Genomic DNA, 21,431 nt, shown 5'->3' with positions numbered 1-21,431 from the left:
GAGGTTAATTGACACCAACTTCATACCACGAAACTCTACCCGACCTGTTCGCTGCGCGGATATATCCGGAACGATAGTATATGCTTCCGGCGACGCGTAGATTATCGTGCTCACATTATGTCGAAGATCTTTGCAATTGTCAGACCTTTCCGTCGGACTCATGGTTGCAATCGAGAGCTAAACTAGGAATTGATCAGAATGGCACATATTTCAAAACCGTTCATCGCAGCGGCGATCTGTATGACCCTGACGGCCTGCGGCGGCGAACCGGAGCAAGAAACCGGCGAGGTTACCGAAGTTGCCAGCGCCGCGCCTGCTCCCCAGGCCGTTCCGGGAAAAATGCTGTTCATGCAATGTGCGGCCTGCCATTCGCTGGATGCCGGCGGTCCGCACAAGACCGGACCCAATTTGCACAATATCGTTGGCCGTCAGGCCGGTGCGGCAGAAGGATATAAATATAGCAAGGCCATGGCTGCGGTAGACAAGATATGGACCCGCGAAGAGCTGGACCAGTTTCTGGCCAAACCGTCCGCGACCGTTCCCGGGAATATCATGGCCTTTGCCGGCATCCCCGATGCGGAGAAGCGTCAGCAGCTCATCGACTATCTGGAAACCGGCAGCCAATAATGAAGGAACGGGCGCGCGACGCCCTTCGGAACCGGTTCAATCGTCTGCCAGAATCATTTCTACCCAGGCCAGAAATTGCTGTGGCCACAGATCGGCGGTAATATCGTGCTTCACCATGCCGAAAGCATGGCCGCCACGCGCGTATAAATGCATCTCGGGGCGATAGCCGGACGTAAACAGCTGATCGTAGAACGAACGGAAGGTTGTTCCCACAGCAAGATCGTCCTGCGCCATGGCGAGAAACATCGGCGGCAGCCGATCGGGGGCCGGCGTGGCCTTGGGCTGGAGCCAGGGTTCGCTTGGCGTACCTTCCGGATAGGGCAGGTTGGCCGCCGGAATGTCCGGCATGACTACCCCGAAGGGCATGCCGTAGATCATCGCGGCGAATGCCGGACGCTTCTCGATATCCGCGAACATGGTCATCGCCGCAATATGTCCGCCGGCCGAAAAGCCGATGATGCCGGCTTTCTTCGGGTCGATCTGCCAGCGCGCCGCATTGTCGCGCACGATGCGGAGTGCCTCGCTGGCGTCCTCGACGCCGGGCACGCCGCCGATACCGGGTTCCATGGTTTCCAGCACGCGCTGCCGCATTTGTTCGTTGGTTTCACCCGGGGGCGACTGGATCAGCCGATATTTGAGAACGAAAGCCGCAACCCCGCGTTCGGCCAGCCAGCGCGCTACGCGGGTTCCTTCATGATGGATGCCCAGCAGACGGAAGCCACCACCCGGTGCGATGATGACAGCCGCGCCGCTGGCCCGGTCCGGATCGGGCAAAAAGGGCTGGAGAGTCGGGACAGTCACGTTCCAGACCTGTTCGCCCTCTGCCCGCAATTCTTCTTTCACCGGCACTTCGGCCAGACCGGGCCAGCCTGCCATTGACGGCGCGCCGTCTGGCCAGACAGGAAGGGGTGCCAGCACCTGAACCGCGCCGGAAGTTTCTGCGGCGTCGGAAGCCCATGCCGGCTGCACGGCGGTCAACAGCAATGCGGTCACGGTTAGCAGAATTTTCATCGGAAGATATCCTCCATCAGAGACTTAGCCCTCTACCAGAGTGACCGTCACGTCTGCCAGACCGTCGCGGAGCTTCTTGACTTCGGCATATTCCGGAGAATGCCAGAACTTCAGCGCCGTCTCGCGGTCTGGCCATTCTATGATTACGGCGCTGGCCCCGTCCTTGGCGCTGCCCTCTAGCACTTCGCCGCCGCGACCCCTGACAATATATTTCCCGCCCATTTCTTCGGCAAGCTTTGCCGTCGCGGGAGAATATATGTTCACGAACGGCTCCCGGTCATGGACATAGGCGTTGATTACAAACCAGGCTGGCATCAGATTTAACTCCCTTGAATCATATCGGGCAAGTTTAGGACAGGCCTTCTCTGCAGATGCCGGCGCTGGCCTGCCTGTCCGACCAGCGGATAGGCGGAAGCTATGCCGATTGACCATGAGCAAGCAGCGATAGCAATCCGGTATCAATTCAATCAGAGAGGACCAACTGCCATGTTTGACCCGAATGACGAATGCGCATTGCTGAGCCGCAGAACCATGCTCGCCGGCGGTATTTCCCTGGGTATCGCGGGAAGCATGGCGGGGAGCACAAGCGCGGCCGCGGCCTTTGCCGAACCGCCGGTGCCAAACCAGCTCTTGCGCGAAAGGGGTATCCCAACCGATACGGCCAGCAGGGTCGCCCTGATGCGCCGGATGCGCTTGCGAACCGATGCGGGGCCGGTCTTCTGGTATTTCCGCGGTCGCAACTATGCCCAGCAGGGAGCGAATCTGATTCCGATTTGTGAACTGGTGTTCGGAGCGGTGATGCTGGTCACCCCGAACCGGGACGGGACTCTCGATGTGGTGCAATATGAGCTCGGCTTTCGATCGCCGCTGGGCAGCGCGAAACGGACGGACCAGTTGCTGAACCCGATTACCGGTGAAATGATCGACCTGCCGTTCGCTCCGGTTGGCCCGACCCATATCAAATATGACACCAACAACACGCTGGAGCTGCCGGAAAATATCGGTGGATCGTCCTTCTCGCTGGAGCATGTCCCGGAAGTTTTTTACCGGGTCGGCGACACTGTCAGCTTTCAAACCCACAGCCGCGCGATTGTCAAAACGCCGGGACAGAATGATCGTGTCCTCAATGACATGAGCATGATCAGCAGTCCGGACAAGGAGGCACTTGATCCCGACGTGGCCTGCGCGAGCGCCGTGGCGTATGGCGGTGATGTGACGGACTATGCCCGCTGGCTGAAAATGCCTCCCGGGGCGGGAACCCAGACCTTGCGCAGCGTCGGTGAAAAAGTGACCCGCTATTCCGACATGCCGGAGGACTGGCGGATGATGCTGGCGGAATCCGATCCGGTCATGGCGGCAGACCCGATCGCGGGACTGTCCCGGGAAGCAGCGGTCTACCGGAACTGAAGAATTGCGTTCCGGCGCCTTTGGGGCGCGCCGGAACGCAAAGAATCGACCTTATTCGGCTGCCTCTGAAGGCAGCTGGCGGTCGAGAAAGGCTATCAGGTCGGCGGTGAAACGATCGGGATCTTCCCACATCGGGAAATGACCGAGATCGTCATATTCGATGAGATCCACCTTGGTATTGGTGAACCGCTCGACCGACTGCTGCGCCGACTGGGAAATAACGGTGTCATAAGCGCACCATTGCAGCAGAACCGGAACGGTCACCGTTTCGGCGATGGCCGCTACATCCATCGTCTTGAACAACCTGGTATTGGAATCGATATAGGCTTTCTGCCGCTCAACAGCACCGGGGAGGTTGTTCATATCGTACATTTGATCAACCATGGTTGCCGTCGGCTTGAAGCTGTCCGGAGTCGTGTCTTCCAGGATCAGCCGGTAGAACAGATGCGGATGCCAGTTCGGCACAAGATGTTTGTGGAAGGGCAGCATTATCCGCAAACGCCAGTCGATTTCGCGGTCCTGGCTCGGCCGCTCGAGCGGCAATACGGAAAAGGCCATGACAGACGCGTTGCCAGGATATTGGCGGTTATATTCCAGCGCCACATTGGCCCCGTTGGACGTCGAGACCAGCGCGAATTTCTCGATTCCCATCTGCTTCAGCAAGCCGTTCATCAACTCTGCCGCTCGAGCAGTCGTGTAGACACCCTTGGGGTCCGGCCCGGACAGTCCATAAGGCGGCCAGTCGAACCGGATAACCCTGAACCGTCCCTTCAGCCGATCGGCTACGGCATCCCATTCGTGCAGGTTCAAAATGCTGCCATGCAAGAGCACTACCACAGGCCCCTCGCCTTCATCCCGATAATGGATCGGGACATCGTCGACCGAGGTGAATTTCGACGGGCCCTGGCCCCATTTTTCCGTCACGGCCGCGCGCTCCGTGTTCCAGGCCCCCAGCCGCATCGACAGGACGAGGCCGCCAGCAACCAGCAGAAGCAACGCAAGGGCTACGCCAATCCGGCGCAGGCCGGTCATGCCGCAATTCCCATCGTATCGCGCAACGTCGGTCCGGGATAGTCGAGCCGCAAGCGGCCTGCTTTTTGCAACAAGGGCACAACCTGATCGACAAAGATTTCCAGCTCTCCGGGCATATAGGCCGGTTGCAGGGTGAAGCCGTCACAGGCACCGGAATCGATCCAGTCAATCATCCGGTCGGCGAGCTGCTGCGGCGTCCCCCGGAACACGGTGTGACCGCGCGGAGTCCGCACATGGCGGGAAGCAAATTCGCCAAGCGCAATGCCGCTTGCCGCCGGTTTTTCGAGCATGCGGGTGATATCGGCAACGGGGAATTCTGTTCCGGCCACGATATCGTCGAACGGAATCGGCTCCTTCGGATCATGGCCGCCCAACCAGAAGCCGATCGATTCGCCTAGATATTCAATACACAAGGCTTCATCTGCCAGATCGAGTATGGCTTCGTCCTTGGCAATCGCTTCCTCTTCTGAATCCGCGAGAATGAATGACAGTCCCGGCATGATCTTGACCGCTTCCGGATCGCGTCCTGCGGCGGCAATACGCTCGTGCATGTCGTTGCGGAAAGCGATGCCGTCCTCTTTCGTCGGAGCAGGGCAGAAGATCGCTTCCGCAGTCGCTGCCGCGAAGGCGCGACCGTCGGGTGATTGTCCCGCCTGCACCAGAATAGGGCGGCCTTGCGGCAGAGCAGGCCCGGGCATTGTAGCGTCCATCGTGATATGCTGGCCGCGATATTGCACCGGTACGGCATTGCCATCGGTTTCTGCACTGTCCCAAAGTTCGCAGGCCGCTTCGACAAATTCATGGGCGCGGGCATAGCGGGACGATTTCTCCGGCATCTCGTCCTGGCCAAAATTCCAGGCCGAAGCCGGGTGCGCGGTGGTCACGATATTCCAGCCCGCACGGCCACCAGTGATCCGGTCCAGCGTCGCAAAGCGTTCTGCCACCGCCTCCGGCTCGAAATAGGTGGTCGAGACAGTGGCGACCAGCCCGATATGTTCGGTAACCGCCCCCATCGCGGCCAGAAGCGCTATCGGATCGAGCGTCGGGATGGCAACGCGTTCCGGTGTGTGACCGTTTGCGCCGCGCGACTGCAATTGATCGCCAAAAACGATCGAATCAAACCGTCCGCGCTCGGCCAGCTGACCGACAGATTTGTAATAATCCATGCTGAAGACCGCCTCGGGTGTCGCATCAGCATGACGCCATCCGCTCGGATAATGGCCGATGCCCTGAAGAAATGCCCATAAATGTATCTGTTTGGTCATGCGAACGCTCCTTCGGAAATCAGGTTGTCAGAGAGGGGGAGGCCTAGTCTCTCGCGCAATGTGCTGCCGGTTTCCCGCGCCTGCCGGAAACGGGAAAGCGCCGAAGAGAATTCTGCAATCTCCCGGAGATCATCGCCCGGATTAGTAAGTGTCCAGTGCACTCCGGCAATCTCGCCCGCTTCGAATTCAGCAACCAGTGCTGCCAGGTCGGGACTGTTTCCGGCTCGCTTCAGGCAGTTGGAGCCTGGCAATGCGGCCTGTCCTTCCTCCAGGATCACAAGGTCGGTGCCCGCGACATCAAATGGCGCGGAAGCGTCAGCGACCAGCAATGGATGCCCCTGCAAGGGACGGGCAGCGTTCAGCGGCCCCCTTACTTTGAAATGCGGGCCTTCGTAGTTGCTGAGCCGCACTTTGGAGCCGTCCAGATACCGACCGCTTTCCTTGTCTATAATCAGCGCATCACTGGCCCAGCCGTCCCACAAACTGCGGGCCGCAGATACCATGTCCGCAGCCACTATATTGTCGTGCCCCGCTCCCGCTATCGGGTTCCATGCTGCCCGTCCGGACGACAGAAAGTCGATCGCCGACAGCGACCGCGCCGAGTGGAAAGGATGTGCCACAGCCGTCGACACGCAGGGGACAAGCCCGATCCGCTGGGTCATCGGTGCCGCCCATGCAGCTATCACCATGGGATCAAACGGCAGGGAACCGGGTGCCCCCAGCACGGCGAGGTCAATCCCGGCGCGGTCTGCTCCGTTCAACACGCTGTCGGCCCACGCCGGGTTGTTGAGCTCCGGCTGCGCGATCGTAGCCGATAGTATAAAATGTCTGTTCATATGATTATCACCGGTTCGTGTAAGGAATGGATGGGTTCGGCACCGTCTGCCGTGATCAGCATCAGGTCTTCACAATGGGCAGAGCCGCCAATCCCCGTATCGAGGACAGGGCAATCGACGCTGATAATCATGCCGGGCTCGAGAATGATATCGGGCTTGCGGTAGAAGCCGCCAGCCAGCTCTCCGGGCTCGTCCGTGTGAGCCAGTCCGACGCTGTGCGGGCCAAAGCCGATCGTGACTCCATAGCCTTTTTTGCTGACAGCTTCCTGCCCCATTGCCACGATCTCGGAATAGCGGAGACCGGGCCGCAGTTTTTCGCGGATGGCGGACCAGCCAAACGCGGAGGCTTCCGCCGCCCGACGCGCAGATGCGCAGGGCTCTCCGACAAACACCGTGCGTGCAAAGTCGCCATGATAATTCATGAAATGGCTGACGCCGTCGAGGAACAGAGCCTGGCCGTCCGCGATGGTTTCCCCGGACAGTTCGGAAGAGACCCGATCGACATTAAGGAAGACAGCCTTGTTTCCCCGCGCCGCCGTCTCTGCAAGATACAGCGCCTGCAGGTCACGGTGGGTGGCTCCGGCTCGGACCGCCGCGCCGACGGCGTTCAGGGCATGGACATTGGCCTCTGCCGCACGGCCCATCAAGGCGATTTCCAGCGACGATTTAACCAGCCGGATTTCCCGCAGGATATTGTCAGCCTGGACCAGATCGCCCGGCATATCGTGCCGGCTGGCAACTTCCTGGATGACCGGGTCATCGAAACCGATGCGCCCTTTCCACAAACCCATGTCTTGCATGGCGCTTGCCAGCGCCGCGCCGGCATCATGAAAACTCTGGCGTTGCGCCAGCCCGGTGTCCAGTACCGCACGGCGGTGGCTCTCGAGCGCACTTAGCGGCACATCCTGCCGGTCAGCACAGAAATCGTAGCGGGGCGCCGGGCTGAAATCGCCATCATCCCCCAGCCCATTGTAGAGCCACGGCTCTACGTCTTCGCGCGTACGGCCATCGGACCAAGTGTAAAAATAGAGAAAACTGCTGGTTACCAGACCAAGATGCTCGATATCCCGCCGGGTCAGCAGTGCGAACGTTCCCGGCGGCTGACCGATGCGCGTGCGCGCAATCTGCGGCCAATGTCCGGTCATGTGAAAGACATTTTCCGGCGCACCGACAACAATCCCGTCCAGCCCGTGAACATCCATCACTTGCAACGCGCGCTCCATGTTCATCGGACCGCGGCCTTCGAGGGCACGGAGCAAGGAAGCATCTTCGGACGGAAACGATTTTGGCATGCCCCGATGTCGCACTTACCCGAACGATGTAGGAACAAGTCTCGTCGCTATCCGACTGTTGGATAGGATCAGCGCCAAGGGATTCCCCGTCGCATGACGCTCTAGTCTGCCATCATGACAGAACAGAAAATCAGCCGTGCATTCGTGGAACTTGACGAAGGGCAAATTCACTTGCGAATCCTGAAAGGGGACGAGGATATCGTTCCAATCATCCTGCTTCATGCATCGCCCGCATCATCGTGGTTCATGCAGGACATGATGCGGGAATTGGCCGGAGCCGGATTTCGCGGTTCGATTATCGCACCGGATACGCTGGGCAACGGCGACTCCGATGTGCCGGCGCCCGAGACACCGGACATTCCCTATTTCGCAGATTCCATAAAGCGGATGATGGCCGGGCTGGGACTCGACAAGGCCCATATATATGGCACTCACACCGGCGCCAGAATTGCCTGTGAATTCGGGGTCGCCTTTCCGCAAAACAGCGGCGCGATAATGCTCGACGGTATTACCGAATATGAGGACGAACTGCGCGAGCAGATTGTCGCCAATTATGCGCCGAAAGTGGAGCCGGATGAATATGGCCGCCATCTGATCTGGGCCTTCAACTTCTGCCGGGATCAGGCGCTATATTTTCCCCATTTCCTGAAAGTTCCGGAAAACCGCTTATCAGTTCCAATGCCGCCGCCGGCAATATTGCACCGGATCACGCTGGACGTGCTGAAGGCGCTCGACAGCTATTCCAAACCCTATCTGGCGGCTTTCAACTATCGGGCGTTTGAACGGATGCCACAGCTGAACGCCCCTACACTTCTGCTCAAGCCCGATGGCGAACTCCCGACACTGAAGGCCGCCGTCGAAACAGCTCTGGAGCTGCTGCCCTGCGGCGAGGTTGCCAGCATCGCGCCCGGCCCGGGACACAAGGCCTCGGCGATGACCGCCTTTCTGGATCGGAATATCGACCGGATATAGGCACCGGTTCGCCTCTACCGGAGGCTGGAATAGCCGACCTTTTTGCCCGTCGCTGCTGCGACACCGCAGATGGCTGCATAGCAAAGCATCGATACCACCAGTCCAAACAGGGAGGGAATGAGCTGCTCGGGCAAAGTCAGAAGTCCTTCCAGATGCGCATAGGCGAAAAATGCGCCCGCCAGGTAGGAGGCTATCGCGCTCCGGTTCCAACGGTGCAGCCGGGGGAGATCATCCGTATCATACTGTCCTTTGTGGACGAGATAATAATCGACGATCAGCGGCCCCACCAGCGGCGGCACCAGAGCGGCGAGCAAATTGATCCAGTCGAGGAAATATTGATAAAGACCAAGCCCGAGCACAGTGCCCAGCAGGCCCCACACAACGACCATCACCCGTTTGGGGCGCCGCATCACGGCTGACGTCTGGATTGCCGGCAAATAGAGATTGGCGTTACCGGTGGTCCAGAGCGCCAGGCTCATTCCCAATATGCCGAGACCGGCAACGATCATGCCCTGGTTGAGCAGATAGGTGGTAAAATCGGGTGAACCGGATACCACCGACCCCATGGCCCCGACAACCTGCAGAAACCACTGGGCAACAATCATCACGATGAAGGGAATGGCGATCGCCACCCATGCCTTTTTTGCAAAGCGGGCATATTCTGCCATGACGACAGCGCCGACCACCCATGATCCGACGATCAGATTGACTGCCATGGGAAAAGACATGGGTGTTTTTGCCGCTGTATCCTGGGACAAAGCAAGAAAAGCCGACGTGCCGCCCGCATTGTCGACATTGAGATAGATGGCATATAATCCCACCAGCACGAGCACTACGACCGACGGGAGACTGACCCTCTCGATGCCCTTGACCCCGAAATAGGCCGTGGCTGTAAACAGGAGTCCGCCGAAGATGGCCACCGCGTAGAATAACGGGCTTTCGAAACTCTGGGCGAATGTGAAACCGAAAGCACCGACGATGATGGCTTGCCACCCCGTCAGCAGCAGAGCGACAAAGACCACCGGCAGATAGACGCCGACACGCCCATAGACGAACTGATAGAGTAGCCCTGAATTGCAGGCGGTCTTATAGGCGATAAACGCGACCAGCGCGCCAATGGCAAAGTTGATCATATTGCCGACAAAGGTCGCGAGAATGAAATCGGGCCAGAAAGGGAGCCCGGAGCCGATCTGCCCTCCGGCAATCAGACCCGTGATCAGGAATCCCCAGCCGAAGGCCAGAGCCAGCATGGGCGTCGTATCCTGGCGCTGGTCAGCGGTCACCGGCGCAAACGGATTGTCGGCCGATTCGATTTCCATGGCTTCGTCCAGCGTCCACCATTTTTTCAGATCCCAGTTCATCTGCGCCCCCTTGTTTGCGACGATATGCCGATGTTTTCAGGAGACCATGTTTGATGCAGGACGGTTCGCGCGAATGTCATACTTGCTCGCTGTTCGGATATTTCGGTAATATTCCGCACAGCGGACAGCATCGCAATGACCCGCCCGTTGGGCCGGGACTATATTAGCGTTGGCAGATGGAACAAAATCTCGCTTTCAGCCTTGCCGGGCAAACAGCCCTGATTACCGGTGCCGGACTGGGCATCGGCAAAGCCTGCGCCCTGCATATGGCCAGGCAGGGTGCGCGCGTCGTCATTGCCGACAAGGATCCGCAACGGCTCGCTGAAACCGGAACGCTTCTGGCCGAAGACGGAAGACAGGCGCTTGCCCTGACCTGCGATGTGACCGACGAGGCTGCTGTCACCTCTTTATTTGCCGAGGCACAGGAGAAAGGGTTCACGCCTGATATATTGGTCAACAATGTCGGGGGCGGACGTTCCGGTCGCATCTGGGACATGGATGTCGACGACTGGGACCACACTATGCGGCTGAGCCTGCGGTCGATGTTCCTCTGTACCAGGGCGGCGCTTCCGGCGATGATGGACCAGAAATATGGCCGGATCATTTGCCTGTCATCCGGCGCCCGCAACGGCACGGTGTGGAATGCCTTTCATACCGGAGCCTGCGCCTATTCCACAGCCAAAGCCGGCGTGATCGGCTTTGTCCGCGATTTGGCGATCGAGCTCGCCGATCATGCTATCACCATCAACGCGGTCGCGCCCGGACCGATCGACACCGAACTGGCCGGCCCCTATCTGCGGAAAATGCACGAGGACGGGCTGGAATATAGCCCGATCCGGATGGTACCGTTGCACAGGCTCGGCACGCCGGAAGAGGTCGCGAATGCCGTCAGCTTCCTGGCGTCACCGGAAGCAAGCTATATCACCGGCAGCACATTGGACGTGGCCGGCGGACGATAGCATCAGGGCTGCGGCAGATCGCGGGCCACGCGAAACCCGAGATGATCATTGCGGGCTTCGGGTGGATCGCCAATGCGCTGCGCAACACGAACGCTCCATCCCTGCAGACTCCACCCCCCGCCGCGGACATTCCGCAATTTACAGTCTCCGCTGAGCCAGGCGGAACCGTCAGTCGGCGCGCCGACATAATCATCATGGTGACAATCCTGAACCCACTGGGCCGTATTGGCCGTCATGTCATGCAATCCGAAACCGTTGGGCGGATAGCTTCCTACCGGCGTTGTCCGGTCCAGATTATGACCGTAATTGGCCTTGTCCGGATCGATACTGTTGCCGAAGGGATACCAGCTATCCGTCCCGCCGCGACCGGCATGCTCCCATTCGGCTTCGCTCAACAGCCGATATTGCTGGCCCGTTTTGGCGCTCAGCCACGAAATATAGGCCTGTGTATCGGCATAATTCACATTGATCACGGGACGGCGGCCCCGTCCCCATCCTGAGTCATCGGGTGAATAGCCGTTGCACCCACCGTCTGCCACACAGGCATCCCACTGATCGAAGGTGATCGAGTAGCGACCCACCGCGAAATAATAGCCGATCGACACCTTGTGGCGCGGTGATTCCATTTTATCGAACATCTTCATCACACCAAGCGTGTCGCGCTCTTCCTGCGAGGAACCCATGACAAACTCGCCGGGCGGAATGACTACCATTTCCGGACATTCCTGACATTCGGCAAAGGCGGCGCCGGCCCGAACCGGCGGAAAGGCCGGTGGCTCTGTGACCGGGCTCGCTGCCGCCGAAGCGACGACTAGAAACAGGGACATCAGTTTTTCTCCTCCGATTGGGCTCTGATCGCATCACCGCTATTGAGCAGGGCCTGCTCGCGCACGCGGTCCAGCAATTCGATCAGCCGCGCCGAGTCGTGCCCCGTCGGGCAGCAATGCGACTCGCCTCTCACGGCTTTGGCAAATTCCGATAGCTGGGCGCTGAAATAATGGGACAGATCGCGACCGCCCATCTTGCTGCTATCGGTCAAGACACCCGCTGCTGGCTCGACAAGCGATTCGCCATTCCAGCGCAGCAGCTCGCCATCTTCAATCACAACGACCCCCTTGTCGAAGAAAAGCGTCTTGCGATCATGAACATGCGGCTGGTTGTAAGATATGTGTACGGTGGCCATCTTCCGGTCCGGATAGGCGAACAACATCATAGCCTCGTCTTCCGCCTGCCACCCGGTCTGGTGTCGCGCCGCTTCGACATGCATGCGCAACGGATCTGCGGCACCCATGACGAGCTGGACAAAATCAAGCGCATGAGGCGCAAATAGCGATAGAATCAGGCCGTCTTCCGGCGTCCGCTCCGCCCACCAGGGGGCTTGCGGTCCATCCCAGAAAACACATTGGCTGACTTCTATCGAGAGCAGTTTCCCGAAATCTGGCAATCGCTCCATCAAAGTCCGGACCGCCGCCCCGTGCCGGAATGTATGCCCTGCAGCCAGTATTACACCGGCTGCAGCGGCCGCTTCACTAAGCTGCAATGCCTGCGCGCCGGTCTCGGCAAGCGGTTTTTCGACCAGCACATGTTTGCCGGCCGCGATAGCCATGCGAGCCTGCTCGAAATGCATGCCATTGGGGCTTGCTATCAGCACCGCATCAATGCCTGGCTGGGCCAGCGCTTTGGGAACATCGGCAAAAGCGCTTGCACCAAATGGTTCGGCAGCCGCTTGCGCTGCAGTCAGATCCGGATCGACGGTCACGACAAGCCGGAAGGCGGGATCGAGCTCGGCAACGGCAGAAAGATGGGCGGCGCTGATTCTGCCACAGCCCACCAGGGCGAGGCCTATCGGTTCAGTCTTCATCGACAAACTCGACAGGCGCAGGTTTCATAAGATCGTCATCCGGCATGAATATCCAGATAAGACCGGCCGTCACGATTTTCGCGATGCCGGGTATAAAGGCGTAGGCGAGAACAATTCCCTGAATAGCGTCGGCGCTCTGGGCGATTCCCTGTTTTGCCGATTCGGTATCAAAGCCGGTAAGCGACAAAATGCCGCCAACGACCAGAGTGCCGCCCGCCGCGATACCGGCCTTTTCGATAATCGACCAGACCGCGGAATAGGCTCCCGCCCGGTTTTCCCCTCTTTCCTCACGCGAACGCGCAATCGCGTCGGAGAGCATCGACAGGATGATCAGCCCCCATCCGGAATTGAACAGCGCCAGTAGACCGGCCATGATATAGGCGAAATAGATCGGACTATCTGCATATGTTCCCCAGCATATGAGGACCAGACCATGACAGGTTGCTGCGACGATATAGGTCCGCTTTTTGCCGAGCCACTTGGCGACATAAACCCAGGTCGGCGCGCCCGCCATGACCACAAAAGCCATGATCGTCGAAATAATGCCGATCTGTACGAAGGCATCGCTGCGCCCCATGGCGAAGGAGACGAAAAAGGCGAAGCTGGCGTATGATATACCGGCGGCGACGGTCATGATGACAGCCGACAGGCATAAAATGACAAAGCGCCGATCGGAAAAGACCTTCAGCAGTTCCCGGGGCTCCAGGGGTCTGGCGGTGTTTTTCCGGTCGGGAATCTTGCCGGCGCTATACCATGCGATCAGCAAGGCCGCAGAGCAAATCAGCCCGATCACCCCGATCGACCAGATATAGGCGGTACGCCCGCCGCCCAGAATATGGATCATCACCGGTGTGCCGGCCGAGCCGAGCAGCACGCCGACCCCGGTAAAGCCGTGTTTCCAGGCCATCAATTCCGTGCGTTCAGCCGGACTGTCGGTCATTTCGGCAAATTGCGCGAGATAGGGTACCGAAAAAGTGGAGAAGACCGCCATATAGAAGCTGAAGCTGATGAAAACCCAGGCCAGCTGCAGAAACTGGGAGCCTTCGGGCACGGTAAAGGCGCCCAGCATGGCAAAGGGCGCAGCGATGGCACCGACCAGCAACCACCGGCGGCGTGCAAACCGCGCGGCATAGCGGTCCGACACCAGCCCCACCGTCAGATCGAATCCCGCTCCGAAAAGGACTTTCGGGATAAAAATCACAGCTCCAGCCAGCGCTGGTTCGATACCCAATATACTGGTCAGATAAAATAGCAGAAGAAGCGATGGCGCATCGCGAAACAATTGCCCGGCAATCTGTCCGATTCCAAAGCCTGCCTTGGTTTGGACAGCCAGCCCCGACCGCTGCGCATGCCCTGGGCTGGCGATTTGTAATCCTGTCATAGTGCTGAAGACTCCATACCAATGACTGATGCAATTTTACATTAGCCGGCAAGGTAGTGGACCGTTCACGGGCAATCGGTGCTAGACTAACGCCGATTGATCGCGTGGTGGATAGTGGGCGAAACGCGATTGTAACAAAGGACGTGTCGCCGGAGATATGGTGGCGAGTTGAGGCCAAGAAGGCCCGACTTGGATAGCGGGGGTGGACTTAAGACAGCGTTACCGCTTGCACTTTTAAATCCAGCAGGTCCCGGCACAGGACTTGAAAATATCCGGAAGGGTTCGAATTATGAAATATCTTACAATGACGAGCAAATTAAGTTGCTCACTAGTAGCAATTGCTGCGGCGACCACCAGCTTGGCTTTGCCAACTGGCGCAGCTCATGCACAGGAAACAGAAGCCGAAGCCGAAGCAGCTCCGGGCGTTATCGTGGTTACGGCACGTAAGCGTGAAGAAAATCTGCTGAAGACGCCAATCGCAATTACCGCGATGACGAGCGAGACGATCGAAGCCAAGGGCATCACATCGATCAATGATCTGGTGGAAAACACGCCAGGCATTAACGTGAACAACGTGAACTCTGGTCGAAACGACCGCTCGTTCCAGCAGATTTCGCTGCGCGGGTTCACACCATCGACCACTACGTCGACGCTGACTGCGACCTTCATCAACGGCGTTCCCGTTGCATCTGCCACGGCTGTCAACGCAGTGACCGATCCAGCACGAATCGAGATTTTGAAAGGACCGCAATCGGCCTATTTCGGACGGAACACCTTCGCCGGTGCCGTCAATGTCGTGACCAAAGCGCCCGCCGACTATTTTGGCGGCTCGGTCAGTGCCTCAGCCGGCACCCGCAACAGCTATGATCTGTCGCTGTCGCTGGAAGGCCCTATTATCGAAGACGTTCTGGGCTTCCGGGCAACCGGTCGCGGCTGGAAAACGGACGGCTCCTATACCAACCAGGCCAACCCGTCTGAAACCCTGGGCGATCAGCAGACCCGCACCGGCACGCTCCAGCTCGAATTCACGCCGTCCGACAGCCTGAAGATCAGCACTTTCGGCCTCTATTCCGAAGATGATGATGGTCCGTCGGCCCAGGGCATGTTGTCCGCCTATGAAATACGGTCCGACAATGGCGCGCTGAATATTCCTTTTAATTCCGGCACCACAAACGGCACAGTGATTGTTCCCAGCAGCTCGAACTGTAACCTCAACGGCTACACGGCAGGTGTCAGTGCCACTGAATCCCGAGTCGTCCGTCCTTATATCTGCGGTGCTGCGCCAGGCCTGCCAGCCGGCTTCAGCCCTGCGCAGAATACCGTGGAAGACGGCCAGCTTGCGGACCGCCTGAACGATTATACCGCGCGCGTCACCTCTCCGGGTGAAGGTGTCGAAGGCTATGGCTTGAAACGCAAATATTACCACCTGAACATGACGATCGATTATGAAATTGGTGATACCGGTATCACGCTGTCGTCGTTGACCGGCTATAACTACGAAATTTATAGCCAGTTGGCCGATCTCGACAATTATGACAGCACTTCGCTCGACAATCCGGGCGCTGGTATCCCGGGTGCCCGTGCAGAATTCAGCTTCCCGTTCCTTGTTGAGCGGGAAAACGAGGATTTCTCGCAGGAATTCCGTGCATCCTACGACAATGGCGGCCCGCTGCAGGCGATGCTTGGCGTCAGCTATCTGAAAGCTATCACCAAAAATGACCTTGTCAGCATCTACGGCGAGGAGCAATTTTCTGCACCGCGCAGTGGCAATAGCCTCAAGGCGCCTGGCAAATCGGTCACCAAGAGCGTATTCGGCAGTCTCAGCTACGAAGTTACCGACAGCCTGACGATCAGTGCCGAAGGCCGCTACCAGCAGGATGAGATTTTTGCTTATGCCGGTGCTACGCCGCTGACCATCGCTGCGAACAACAGCTTCGGATTGCCATCGGGAACATTTGCACCGCTGGAATCCTTCTACTCCGAGACGTTCAACAACTTCCAGCCCCGCGTGATCATCAACTATGACATCAATCCGGATGTCATGATTTATGCGTCATGGGCCAAAGCCGCGAACGTTAGCATCACTTCGTTCAACACCTCTTTCTTCACCGGTTCGGCGGGCGAAGTAGCGGCGGCCGCCGGCATCGGACTGGGCGTTTTGACGAAACCAGAAAAGCTGACCAACTATGAAGTCGGCCTCAAGGGTTCGTTCTTCAATGGCCTGCTTCGCGGCAGCCTGGCAGTCTACAAGGCCGACTGGACAGACCAGTACAACCTGCGGTCAGCCATCTTCATTGACCCAACGACCTCCCTGCCACAGATCATCAACGGCGTTGCCAATACCGGCGATGTGAATCTCTGGGGTGTCGAACTTGATGTTGTTGCCAGCCCGGTCGAAGGCGTCAACATCACCGCAGCAGGCGCGATCAATGACAGCTCCATCCAGAGCTTCGCGGATCCGTCCATCTCCTTGCTGACCGGTGTCATCGACGATGGTTTCGAAGGCAATCAGCTGGCTCTGACATCCAAATACTCGGGTTCGGTAGGTATCGAGTTTTTCGGTGACATTGAAAATTGGGACAATGGTGGCTGGTTCATCCGGTCTGACGTAAACTACAAATCCAAGCAATTTGTAGATGCTGCAAACCTGACCTGGATCAAGGGCAGAGCTGTAGTCAACGGCCGGATCGGTTTCACCAGAGGCGATCTGACGCTGGAAGTTTTTGCCAAGAACCTTCTCAACAACAAGCAATATACTTCGATCGCGCAGAATTCATTGCTGACACCGGACTTCTCCCTGACCGGTCCTTATGGATATCTGAACCTTGGTCTGCCCGAGTTGCGTACCGTCGGGATCAAGGCCGGCTTTAAATTCTAATTTATAAGCCTGGTTAGACGAGAGGGGCGGCGCGATTGTGCCGCCCCTTTTTTATGTCCTGGAACGGTGCCCGATAGACGGTCATTCACTATCCCGGAATATCCAAACCTGTCATGCGGCGCCATGTTGCCTCCTGAAAATACCAATTCATGAGGCCTCCTGTTCACAATGCGTAAGGTCATCACTTTACTTATCGCTTCCCTGGCCAGCGCCGCATCCGCTCAGGCCCCGTCGCTCGCGTGGCCGAGCGCGGAACAGGTCGAGCTGGTTGAGCAAAGGCGCGCCGATTTTCCGGTCCAGACACTGGTCAAGGACATCGACTGGTATCAACCGCAAGAGGCTGTCCGTGGCGGCAATGCGGTAAAATTCCGGCCGGTTGAAGAGAGTTCGATCCGCCCGGAGGCTATCAGAAAAACACTCCGGCTCGCGGAAACCGAAAAAAGCTATGCGCTTCTGATCTGGAAAGACGGCAAGCTGCAACTGGAGAAATACTGGGACAGTTTTAGCCCGGAATCCCGCTACGAAACGGCATCGATGGCGAAAACAGTGGTGGCTCTGGCAGTGGGAACGGCAGTAGCGGCCGGCCATATCAAAAGCGTCGACGACCCGATCTCCGATTATATACCCACTATGCGGGGAACCGCTCGGGGCTCCAGGCCCGTTCGCGCCTTCCTTGAGATGGCCAGCGGCATGCAGACACCGCCTTTTGCTAGCGCCAGTGATGGTCCCTATTGGCAGTATAGTTTCGGAAACGATCTCGGAGCGGCGGTTGCCCACTGGCCGGACGGCTGTGTCCCGCTGCAGGAATTCTGTTACGCCAATGGCAATACGGCGATGCTCGGCTGGGCCATCGAGGGCGCGACCGGCATGCGCTATGCGGACTGGCTGTCCCGCTCGATCTGGCAACCGATCGGTGCTGGCGATGCCTCTTTGTGGCTGGATCGGATGGACGGATCGCCGCGCTATTCCTGCTGCCTGATTGCCAGCGCACAAGACTGGCTGCGTATCGGGCTTCTGCTGCTCAACAGCGGCCGTGTCGGCACAGATCAGGTCCTGCCACAACATTGGGTCAAGCAGATGCTCGCCCCTTCCCCCGCCAATCCCAATTACGGCTGGCAGATATGGCGTGGTAGCCCGCATAACCCAGGCCGAACATATGGCAGGGGCATCAGCGCCGTGGTCACAGCCGCAGAATCTTTTGCCCGTGACGATGTCTATTTTCTCGACGGTTCGGCCGGCCAGCGGGTCTATATCGTCCCGTCCGAGCAGCTGGTGATCGTCCGGATCGGAACGCCAAGCTACACATGGGACGATTCAGCGCTGCCTAACATGATATTAGCGGGTATCGAATGATGGTGACCCGCGCCTATACACAATGCCGGTATGGCCAGATGCACTACCGCGAGGCCGCGCCGGAAAATCCGACAGCACCGACAGTGATCCTGCTGCACCAGAATCCTTCTTCTTCCTACGAATATGAACTGTTGATCGATGCTCTGGCAACAGACCGCCGGGTCATCGCATTCGATACCCCGGGCTATGGCATGTCCGATCCTCCGCCGGCGCCGCTCGATATGGCCGGCTATGCGGCAAGCTTTTCCGATGCCATCGACGCGCTCGCCATCGCCGGTCCGGTTGATGTTTACGGCTTTCATACCGGCGCACTGCTGACCATGGAACTGGCGCTACTGCGGGGCGACAAGGTTGCGCGCATCGCAATGACCGGCATCCCGATGTATCCCGAGGAAAAACGCGCCGAGTTATTGAAAAATGTGGTCGAGACACCGGCCAATGACGATGCCGGCACAGCGATATTGTCGATGCTGCCACGCTTGTGGGACTATGTCGTTGGCCAGCGCGACCGGCGCGTACCGCTCGAACGGGCAATCCGGTCGTTCGCCGACAAGGCCTGGATGCTGGACCGGTCCAGCTGGGCCTATCGCGGTGTCTGGTCCTATGACTATACACGAATAACCGGGCTGACTTTGCCAGCGCTGCTGCTACAGCCCGACGAACAATTGCGTGAAGCGTCGCTCGAAGCGGCCGCACTCATCCCCGGCATCACCATACGTCACATGCCGGATCTGAACCGAGATATTTTTGAATTTGCACAGGAAAGAATAGCCAATGAACTTCGCCTCTTCTTCGATTGATTCCGATCTGCCGGTCGCCCAGATTTCACACTCGGTTGTCCACCCCGACTTCATTGCCCGCGAGGTGGCCGCGCGTTATCCTGTCTCGGGCAAGGTCGAGGCGTGGCTCCTCTATCGCGGGATGAACGATGTATATCTGGTGCAGGACGCAAAAACAAAATATGCGTTGCGCGTGTGGCGCAAGACCTATCGCGACGTGGATGACGTTGCCTATGAACTCGATTTTCTCGCCTTTCTGAAAGATCGTGAATTTCCTGCTTCGGTCGCGGTACCGCAACATGACGGCAGTCTCTATTTCAAGGCCTCCTCACCGGAAGGTGACCGGGCCCTTGCGCTGTACGACTGGGCACCGGGCAAGAAATTCGGCGACATGCTGAGCGAGGATACGGCCGCACAGATTGGCGCGCAATTTGCAAAAATGCATCTGCTGGGAATCGAGCATGCCGGGCCCGGCCATAAATTCACGCCCGACACGGCCCGCGACTATAATATCTGCCTGCCCGCATTGCTCGATTTCGTCTATGATCGGCCCGACGATCTCCGGGACTACCCGATCATTGCATCGGCCCTCGACAAAAGACTGCAGGAACTGGCCGATGCTGGCGTGCCGATGGGCATCTGCCATCGCGATTTCCACCCGAGCAATGTCCATGTCGACGATAAAGGCACGATCACATTCCTCGATTTTGACGCCGCTGGCGAAGATTTCCTGATGCAGGATGTCAAAAATTATGTCTGGGGCAATCTCTTCTATGATTTCTCGCCTGCTTATGGCGAAGCGTTCGAAGCCGGTTATCAGTCAGTCCGTCCGTTCACTCCGCTGGAAATCGAAAACGGTGAATTGTTCATGATGGCCAAAGCATTCCGTCTTGTCGCCGGTATGGCTCACAGTTCGGTATCGGTCGGACGCGGCACATTGCGCTTCCGTAATCTCGACTGGCTCGGAGACTATATCAAGACCCGCGCGCGCGATGCAGGCCTGCTGTGACCGCTGCTGCACCCGCTTCGACATGGCCGCGCGCTAGTAGCGCCTGGTGGATGGTCAGCCTGCTTTTCCTGGCAGGCATTTTTTCCGTCATTGACCGGGCGATCCTCAATATCGTGGTGGACCCGATCCGGCTGGATCTTGGCATCACCGATGTCCAGATCGGGCTGTTGCAGGGCCTGGCCTTCGGGGTGTTCTATGCGTTCATGGGCTTGCCGATGGGGCTGCTGGCCGATCGCACGTCGCGCAAGCGCTTGCTGATTGCCGGTATTTCCATCTGGAGTCTGGCCACCATCGCGAGCGGCTATGCCACCAGCTTTGGCGAATTATTTGCCGCCCGCTTGATGGTCGGGCTTGGCGAAGCCGCCTTGGGCCCCTGCGCGATCTCGTTGATCGCCGACATGTTCCCGCCGGAAAAACGCGGTCGCCCGATCAGCGTTTACATGATGGGTCAGGGGCTCGCTAACGGGATCGCAATTTCTGTCACCGGCATCATCATCAGCGTTGCGATTGCCGGCGGATTTGCAGGAATTCCCATTATCGGAACCATGACTCCGTGGCGCACCACCTTTGTCATCTGCGGAGCAGTCGGACTGCTCGTGGCGATGGGTCTGGCGACGACACGCGAACCACGGCGTCATAATGCGACTGCAGTCAAACCGGTGAAGGCAGCGCTGCCCGGTGTCGCAGAAGCCCAATTTTTCTGGCGCAACCGGGGCGTATTGCTGCCACTCTACTTTGGTTTCGCAATCATCTTCCTCGTCGCCTATGGCGCGGGTGCCTGGGCACCGGCCATGCTGATGCGCGCTTTTGGCGCCTCTCCGGCCTTTCTCGGCGCATGGCTTGGACCGTTTTCTATCGGTTTTGCCGCAATCGGACCGCTGCTCGGCGGAATTTTGCTCGATCGGTCGATGAAGTCGGGCAAGATAATGGCGCGATTCGCTATTCTCACCTTCGTCCCTTTGCTGGCCATCCCTTCCGCGCTCGCCGTGATGCTCGAGGATGTCTATATGGCCGCCCTGCTGGTTGCCTCTAGCGCAGCCATCTTCTCTGTGGTCGGGACGGTCATGTTTGCGACGTTGCAGGCCATCGTGCCTCCGCAAATGCGGGGCAGTTCCATTTCCCTGACCCTGATCCTCAACACCATGATCGGTGCGGCATGCGGCCCCTTGCTGATCGCTTCGGTCACCGAACATATACTCGGTGATCCCGAACTGGTTGGCTGGTCGATCGCCATTGTCGCCATTCCCAGCCTGCTGATTGGCTCGATTCTCTACGCGGTTGCATGGCGCGGGATGACAAGAGCCCGTCTGGCGAAAACAGAGACCGCTCTTTTACTGGATCCGGCGCTCGTCGATCAGAACTGAAACCAGGCCGGGCCTTTACCGGGCCCGGTCTGCTCACCATCGTT

At 58.4% G+C, this 21,431-nt stretch carries 19 protein-coding genes; 9 read left to right on the top strand and 10 right to left on the bottom strand.

Going from position 1 to position 21,431, the window contains the following annotated elements:
• Nucleotides 1-198: 198 nt before the first annotated feature.
• The gene (locus tag SPHFLASMR4Y_RS12805; RefSeq protein WP_089133896.1) at nucleotides 199-627 is read left to right on the top strand and encodes a c-type cytochrome; all 429 of its coding nucleotides are present in this window, start codon (nucleotides 199-201) and stop codon (nucleotides 625-627) included.
• A gap of 36 nt (nucleotides 628-663) precedes the next feature.
• Here SPHFLASMR4Y_RS12805 and SPHFLASMR4Y_RS12800 read toward each other — a convergent pair whose 3' ends face one another.
• Together SPHFLASMR4Y_RS12800 and SPHFLASMR4Y_RS12795 are read right to left on the bottom strand one after the other, a co-directional pair.
• A complete protein-coding gene (locus SPHFLASMR4Y_RS12800) occupies nucleotides 664-1,638 on the bottom strand; it encodes an alpha/beta hydrolase (protein ID WP_089133895.1) in 975 nt (324 codons plus the stop codon).
• 24 nt (nucleotides 1,639-1,662) lie between these two features.
• On the bottom strand, nucleotides 1,663-1,953 hold the full coding sequence (locus tag SPHFLASMR4Y_RS12795; protein ID WP_089133894.1) for a DUF1330 domain-containing protein: 291 nt from the start codon (nucleotides 1,951-1,953) through the stop codon (nucleotides 1,663-1,665).
• 171 nt (nucleotides 1,954-2,124) lie between these two features.
• Between SPHFLASMR4Y_RS12795 and SPHFLASMR4Y_RS12790 the strand changes: the two genes are divergently transcribed.
• The gene (locus tag SPHFLASMR4Y_RS12790; RefSeq protein ID WP_089133893.1) at nucleotides 2,125-3,045 is read left to right on the top strand and encodes a hypothetical protein; all 921 of its coding nucleotides are present in this window, start codon (nucleotides 2,125-2,127) and stop codon (nucleotides 3,043-3,045) included.
• A gap of 51 nt (nucleotides 3,046-3,096) precedes the next feature.
• Here SPHFLASMR4Y_RS12790 and SPHFLASMR4Y_RS12785 read toward each other — a convergent pair whose 3' ends face one another.
• From SPHFLASMR4Y_RS12785 to SPHFLASMR4Y_RS12770, 4 genes are read right to left on the bottom strand one after another with little or no spacing between them, the layout of a single operon-like run.
• Entirely contained in the window at nucleotides 3,097-4,077 is a 981-nt protein-coding gene (locus SPHFLASMR4Y_RS12785; RefSeq protein ID WP_089133892.1) for an alpha/beta fold hydrolase, read from the bottom strand.
• Nucleotides 4,074-5,342, bottom strand: a complete 1,269-nt coding sequence (locus SPHFLASMR4Y_RS12780) for an NtaA/DmoA family FMN-dependent monooxygenase (protein ID WP_089133891.1) — start codon at nucleotides 5,340-5,342, stop codon at nucleotides 4,074-4,076. Before SPHFLASMR4Y_RS12780 ends, SPHFLASMR4Y_RS12785 begins: the two co-directional genes overlap by 4 nt.
• A complete protein-coding gene (locus tag SPHFLASMR4Y_RS12775) occupies nucleotides 5,339-6,178 on the bottom strand; it encodes an LLM class flavin-dependent oxidoreductase (RefSeq protein ID WP_089133890.1) in 840 nt (279 codons plus the stop codon). The genes SPHFLASMR4Y_RS12780 and SPHFLASMR4Y_RS12775 overlap by 4 nt, the downstream gene beginning before the upstream one ends.
• Nucleotides 6,175-7,470, bottom strand: a complete 1,296-nt coding sequence (locus SPHFLASMR4Y_RS12770) for a M24 family metallopeptidase (RefSeq protein ID WP_089133889.1) — start codon at nucleotides 7,468-7,470, stop codon at nucleotides 6,175-6,177. Before SPHFLASMR4Y_RS12770 ends, SPHFLASMR4Y_RS12775 begins: the two co-directional genes overlap by 4 nt.
• 114 nt (nucleotides 7,471-7,584) lie before the next feature.
• Between SPHFLASMR4Y_RS12770 and SPHFLASMR4Y_RS12765 the strand changes: the two genes are divergently transcribed.
• Nucleotides 7,585-8,442: an alpha/beta fold hydrolase gene (locus SPHFLASMR4Y_RS12765; protein WP_089133888.1), complete on the top strand. Its 858-nt coding sequence runs from the start codon at nucleotides 7,585-7,587 to the stop codon at nucleotides 8,440-8,442.
• Between the two features lie 14 nt (nucleotides 8,443-8,456).
• Here the strand turns inward: SPHFLASMR4Y_RS12765 and SPHFLASMR4Y_RS12760 are convergent, their stop codons facing one another.
• Nucleotides 8,457-9,803: a purine-cytosine permease family protein gene (locus tag SPHFLASMR4Y_RS12760; protein ID WP_089133887.1), complete on the bottom strand. Its 1,347-nt coding sequence runs from the start codon at nucleotides 9,801-9,803 to the stop codon at nucleotides 8,457-8,459.
• Nucleotides 9,804-9,979: 176 nt separating this feature from the next.
• On the opposite strand from SPHFLASMR4Y_RS12760, the gene SPHFLASMR4Y_RS12755 reads away from it, so the two are divergent.
• The gene (locus SPHFLASMR4Y_RS12755; RefSeq protein WP_089133886.1) at nucleotides 9,980-10,762 is read left to right on the top strand and encodes an SDR family NAD(P)-dependent oxidoreductase; all 783 of its coding nucleotides are present in this window, start codon (nucleotides 9,980-9,982) and stop codon (nucleotides 10,760-10,762) included.
• 2 nt (nucleotides 10,763-10,764) lie between these two features.
• On the opposite strand, the gene SPHFLASMR4Y_RS12750 is transcribed toward SPHFLASMR4Y_RS12755, so the two are convergent.
• Genes SPHFLASMR4Y_RS12750 through SPHFLASMR4Y_RS12740 form a run of 3 tightly spaced genes read right to left on the bottom strand, consistent with a single transcriptional unit; the run spans nucleotide 10,765 to nucleotide 14,004 of the window.
• The gene (locus SPHFLASMR4Y_RS12750) at nucleotides 10,765-11,589 is read right to left on the bottom strand and encodes a formylglycine-generating enzyme family protein (protein WP_089133885.1); all 825 of its coding nucleotides are present in this window, start codon (nucleotides 11,587-11,589) and stop codon (nucleotides 10,765-10,767) included.
• The gene (locus tag SPHFLASMR4Y_RS12745) at nucleotides 11,589-12,623 is read right to left on the bottom strand and encodes a Gfo/Idh/MocA family protein (RefSeq protein ID WP_089133884.1); all 1,035 of its coding nucleotides are present in this window, start codon (nucleotides 12,621-12,623) and stop codon (nucleotides 11,589-11,591) included. Before SPHFLASMR4Y_RS12745 ends, SPHFLASMR4Y_RS12750 begins: the two co-directional genes overlap by 1 nt.
• Complete coding sequence (locus tag SPHFLASMR4Y_RS12740) at nucleotides 12,613-14,004, bottom strand: MFS transporter (RefSeq protein ID WP_089133883.1); 1,392 nt, start codon at nucleotides 14,002-14,004, stop codon at nucleotides 12,613-12,615. Before SPHFLASMR4Y_RS12740 ends, SPHFLASMR4Y_RS12745 begins: the two co-directional genes overlap by 11 nt.
• 289 nt (nucleotides 14,005-14,293) lie before the next feature.
• Here SPHFLASMR4Y_RS12740 and SPHFLASMR4Y_RS12735 point away from each other — a divergent pair, with 289 nt between their 5' ends.
• The 5 genes from SPHFLASMR4Y_RS12735 (at nucleotide 14,294) to SPHFLASMR4Y_RS12715 (ending at nucleotide 21,387) form a co-directional block, all read left to right on the top strand.
• A complete protein-coding gene (locus tag SPHFLASMR4Y_RS12735; RefSeq protein WP_089133882.1) occupies nucleotides 14,294-16,882 on the top strand; it encodes a TonB-dependent receptor in 2,589 nt (862 codons plus the stop codon).
• A 168-nt stretch (nucleotides 16,883-17,050) separates the two neighbouring features.
• Nucleotides 17,051-18,235, top strand: a complete 1,185-nt coding sequence (locus SPHFLASMR4Y_RS12730) for a serine hydrolase domain-containing protein (protein WP_089133881.1) — start codon at nucleotides 17,051-17,053, stop codon at nucleotides 18,233-18,235.
• Nucleotides 18,232-19,035 (top strand): alpha/beta fold hydrolase, encoded by an 804-nt coding sequence (locus SPHFLASMR4Y_RS12725; protein WP_089133880.1) that lies wholly within the window; start codon nucleotides 18,232-18,234, stop codon nucleotides 19,033-19,035. Before SPHFLASMR4Y_RS12730 ends, SPHFLASMR4Y_RS12725 begins: the two co-directional genes overlap by 4 nt.
• Nucleotides 19,010-20,023, top strand: a complete 1,014-nt coding sequence (locus SPHFLASMR4Y_RS12720; RefSeq protein ID WP_089133879.1) for a phosphotransferase enzyme family protein — start codon at nucleotides 19,010-19,012, stop codon at nucleotides 20,021-20,023. Before SPHFLASMR4Y_RS12725 ends, SPHFLASMR4Y_RS12720 begins: the two co-directional genes overlap by 26 nt.
• Nucleotides 20,020-21,387, top strand: a complete 1,368-nt coding sequence (locus tag SPHFLASMR4Y_RS12715) for an MFS transporter (RefSeq protein WP_260806966.1) — start codon at nucleotides 20,020-20,022, stop codon at nucleotides 21,385-21,387. Before SPHFLASMR4Y_RS12720 ends, SPHFLASMR4Y_RS12715 begins: the two co-directional genes overlap by 4 nt.
• The last annotated feature ends 44 nt before the right edge of the window (nucleotides 21,388-21,431 follow it).

Origin of the sequence: Sphingorhabdus sp. SMR4y, from assembly GCF_002218195.1 — a bacterium.
GTDB lineage: Bacteria > Pseudomonadota > Alphaproteobacteria > Sphingomonadales > Sphingomonadaceae > Parasphingorhabdus.
The sequence above is the reverse complement of the archived record's forward strand: the minus strand, read 5'-3'. Positions and strand labels throughout refer to the sequence as shown.

What these genes read in the sequence shown, in the direction of transcription:
- SPHFLASMR4Y_RS12780 (WP_089133891.1), bottom strand. Translation starts at nt 5,342, where the DNA reads ATGACCAAACAGATACATTTATGGGCATTTCTTCAGGGCATCGGCCAT.
- SPHFLASMR4Y_RS12800 (WP_089133895.1), bottom strand. Translation starts at nt 1,638, where the DNA reads ATGAAAATTCTGCTAACCGTGACCGCATTGCTGTTGACCGCCGTGCAG.
- SPHFLASMR4Y_RS12740 (WP_089133883.1), bottom strand. Translation starts at nt 14,004, where the DNA reads ATGACAGGATTACAAATCGCCAGCCCAGGGCATGCGCAGCGGTCGGGG.
- SPHFLASMR4Y_RS12735 (WP_089133882.1), top strand. Translation starts at nt 14,294, where the DNA reads ATGAAATATCTTACAATGACGAGCAAATTAAGTTGCTCACTAGTAGCA.
- SPHFLASMR4Y_RS12745 (WP_089133884.1), bottom strand. Translation starts at nt 12,623, where the DNA reads ATGAAGACTGAACCGATAGGCCTCGCCCTGGTGGGCTGTGGCAGAATC.
- SPHFLASMR4Y_RS12805 (WP_089133896.1), top strand. Translation starts at nt 199, where the DNA reads ATGGCACATATTTCAAAACCGTTCATCGCAGCGGCGATCTGTATGACC.
- SPHFLASMR4Y_RS12720 (WP_089133879.1), top strand. Translation starts at nt 19,010, where the DNA reads ATGAACTTCGCCTCTTCTTCGATTGATTCCGATCTGCCGGTCGCCCAG.
- SPHFLASMR4Y_RS12775 (WP_089133890.1), bottom strand. Translation starts at nt 6,178, where the DNA reads ATGAACAGACATTTTATACTATCGGCTACGATCGCGCAGCCGGAGCTC.
- SPHFLASMR4Y_RS12795 (WP_089133894.1), bottom strand. Translation starts at nt 1,953, where the DNA reads ATGCCAGCCTGGTTTGTAATCAACGCCTATGTCCATGACCGGGAGCCG.
- SPHFLASMR4Y_RS12750 (WP_089133885.1), bottom strand. Translation starts at nt 11,589, where the DNA reads ATGTCCCTGTTTCTAGTCGTCGCTTCGGCGGCAGCGAGCCCGGTCACA.
- SPHFLASMR4Y_RS12730 (WP_089133881.1), top strand. Translation starts at nt 17,051, where the DNA reads ATGCGTAAGGTCATCACTTTACTTATCGCTTCCCTGGCCAGCGCCGCA.
- SPHFLASMR4Y_RS12790 (WP_089133893.1), top strand. Translation starts at nt 2,125, where the DNA reads ATGTTTGACCCGAATGACGAATGCGCATTGCTGAGCCGCAGAACCATG.
- SPHFLASMR4Y_RS12755 (WP_089133886.1), top strand. Translation starts at nt 9,980, where the DNA reads ATGGAACAAAATCTCGCTTTCAGCCTTGCCGGGCAAACAGCCCTGATT.
- SPHFLASMR4Y_RS12725 (WP_089133880.1), top strand. Translation starts at nt 18,232, where the DNA reads ATGATGGTGACCCGCGCCTATACACAATGCCGGTATGGCCAGATGCAC.
- SPHFLASMR4Y_RS12785 (WP_089133892.1), bottom strand. Translation starts at nt 4,077, where the DNA reads ATGACCGGCCTGCGCCGGATTGGCGTAGCCCTTGCGTTGCTTCTGCTG.
- SPHFLASMR4Y_RS12760 (WP_089133887.1), bottom strand. Translation starts at nt 9,803, where the DNA reads ATGAACTGGGATCTGAAAAAATGGTGGACGCTGGACGAAGCCATGGAA.
- SPHFLASMR4Y_RS12770 (WP_089133889.1), bottom strand. Translation starts at nt 7,470, where the DNA reads ATGCCAAAATCGTTTCCGTCCGAAGATGCTTCCTTGCTCCGTGCCCTC.
- SPHFLASMR4Y_RS12765 (WP_089133888.1), top strand. Translation starts at nt 7,585, where the DNA reads ATGACAGAACAGAAAATCAGCCGTGCATTCGTGGAACTTGACGAAGGG.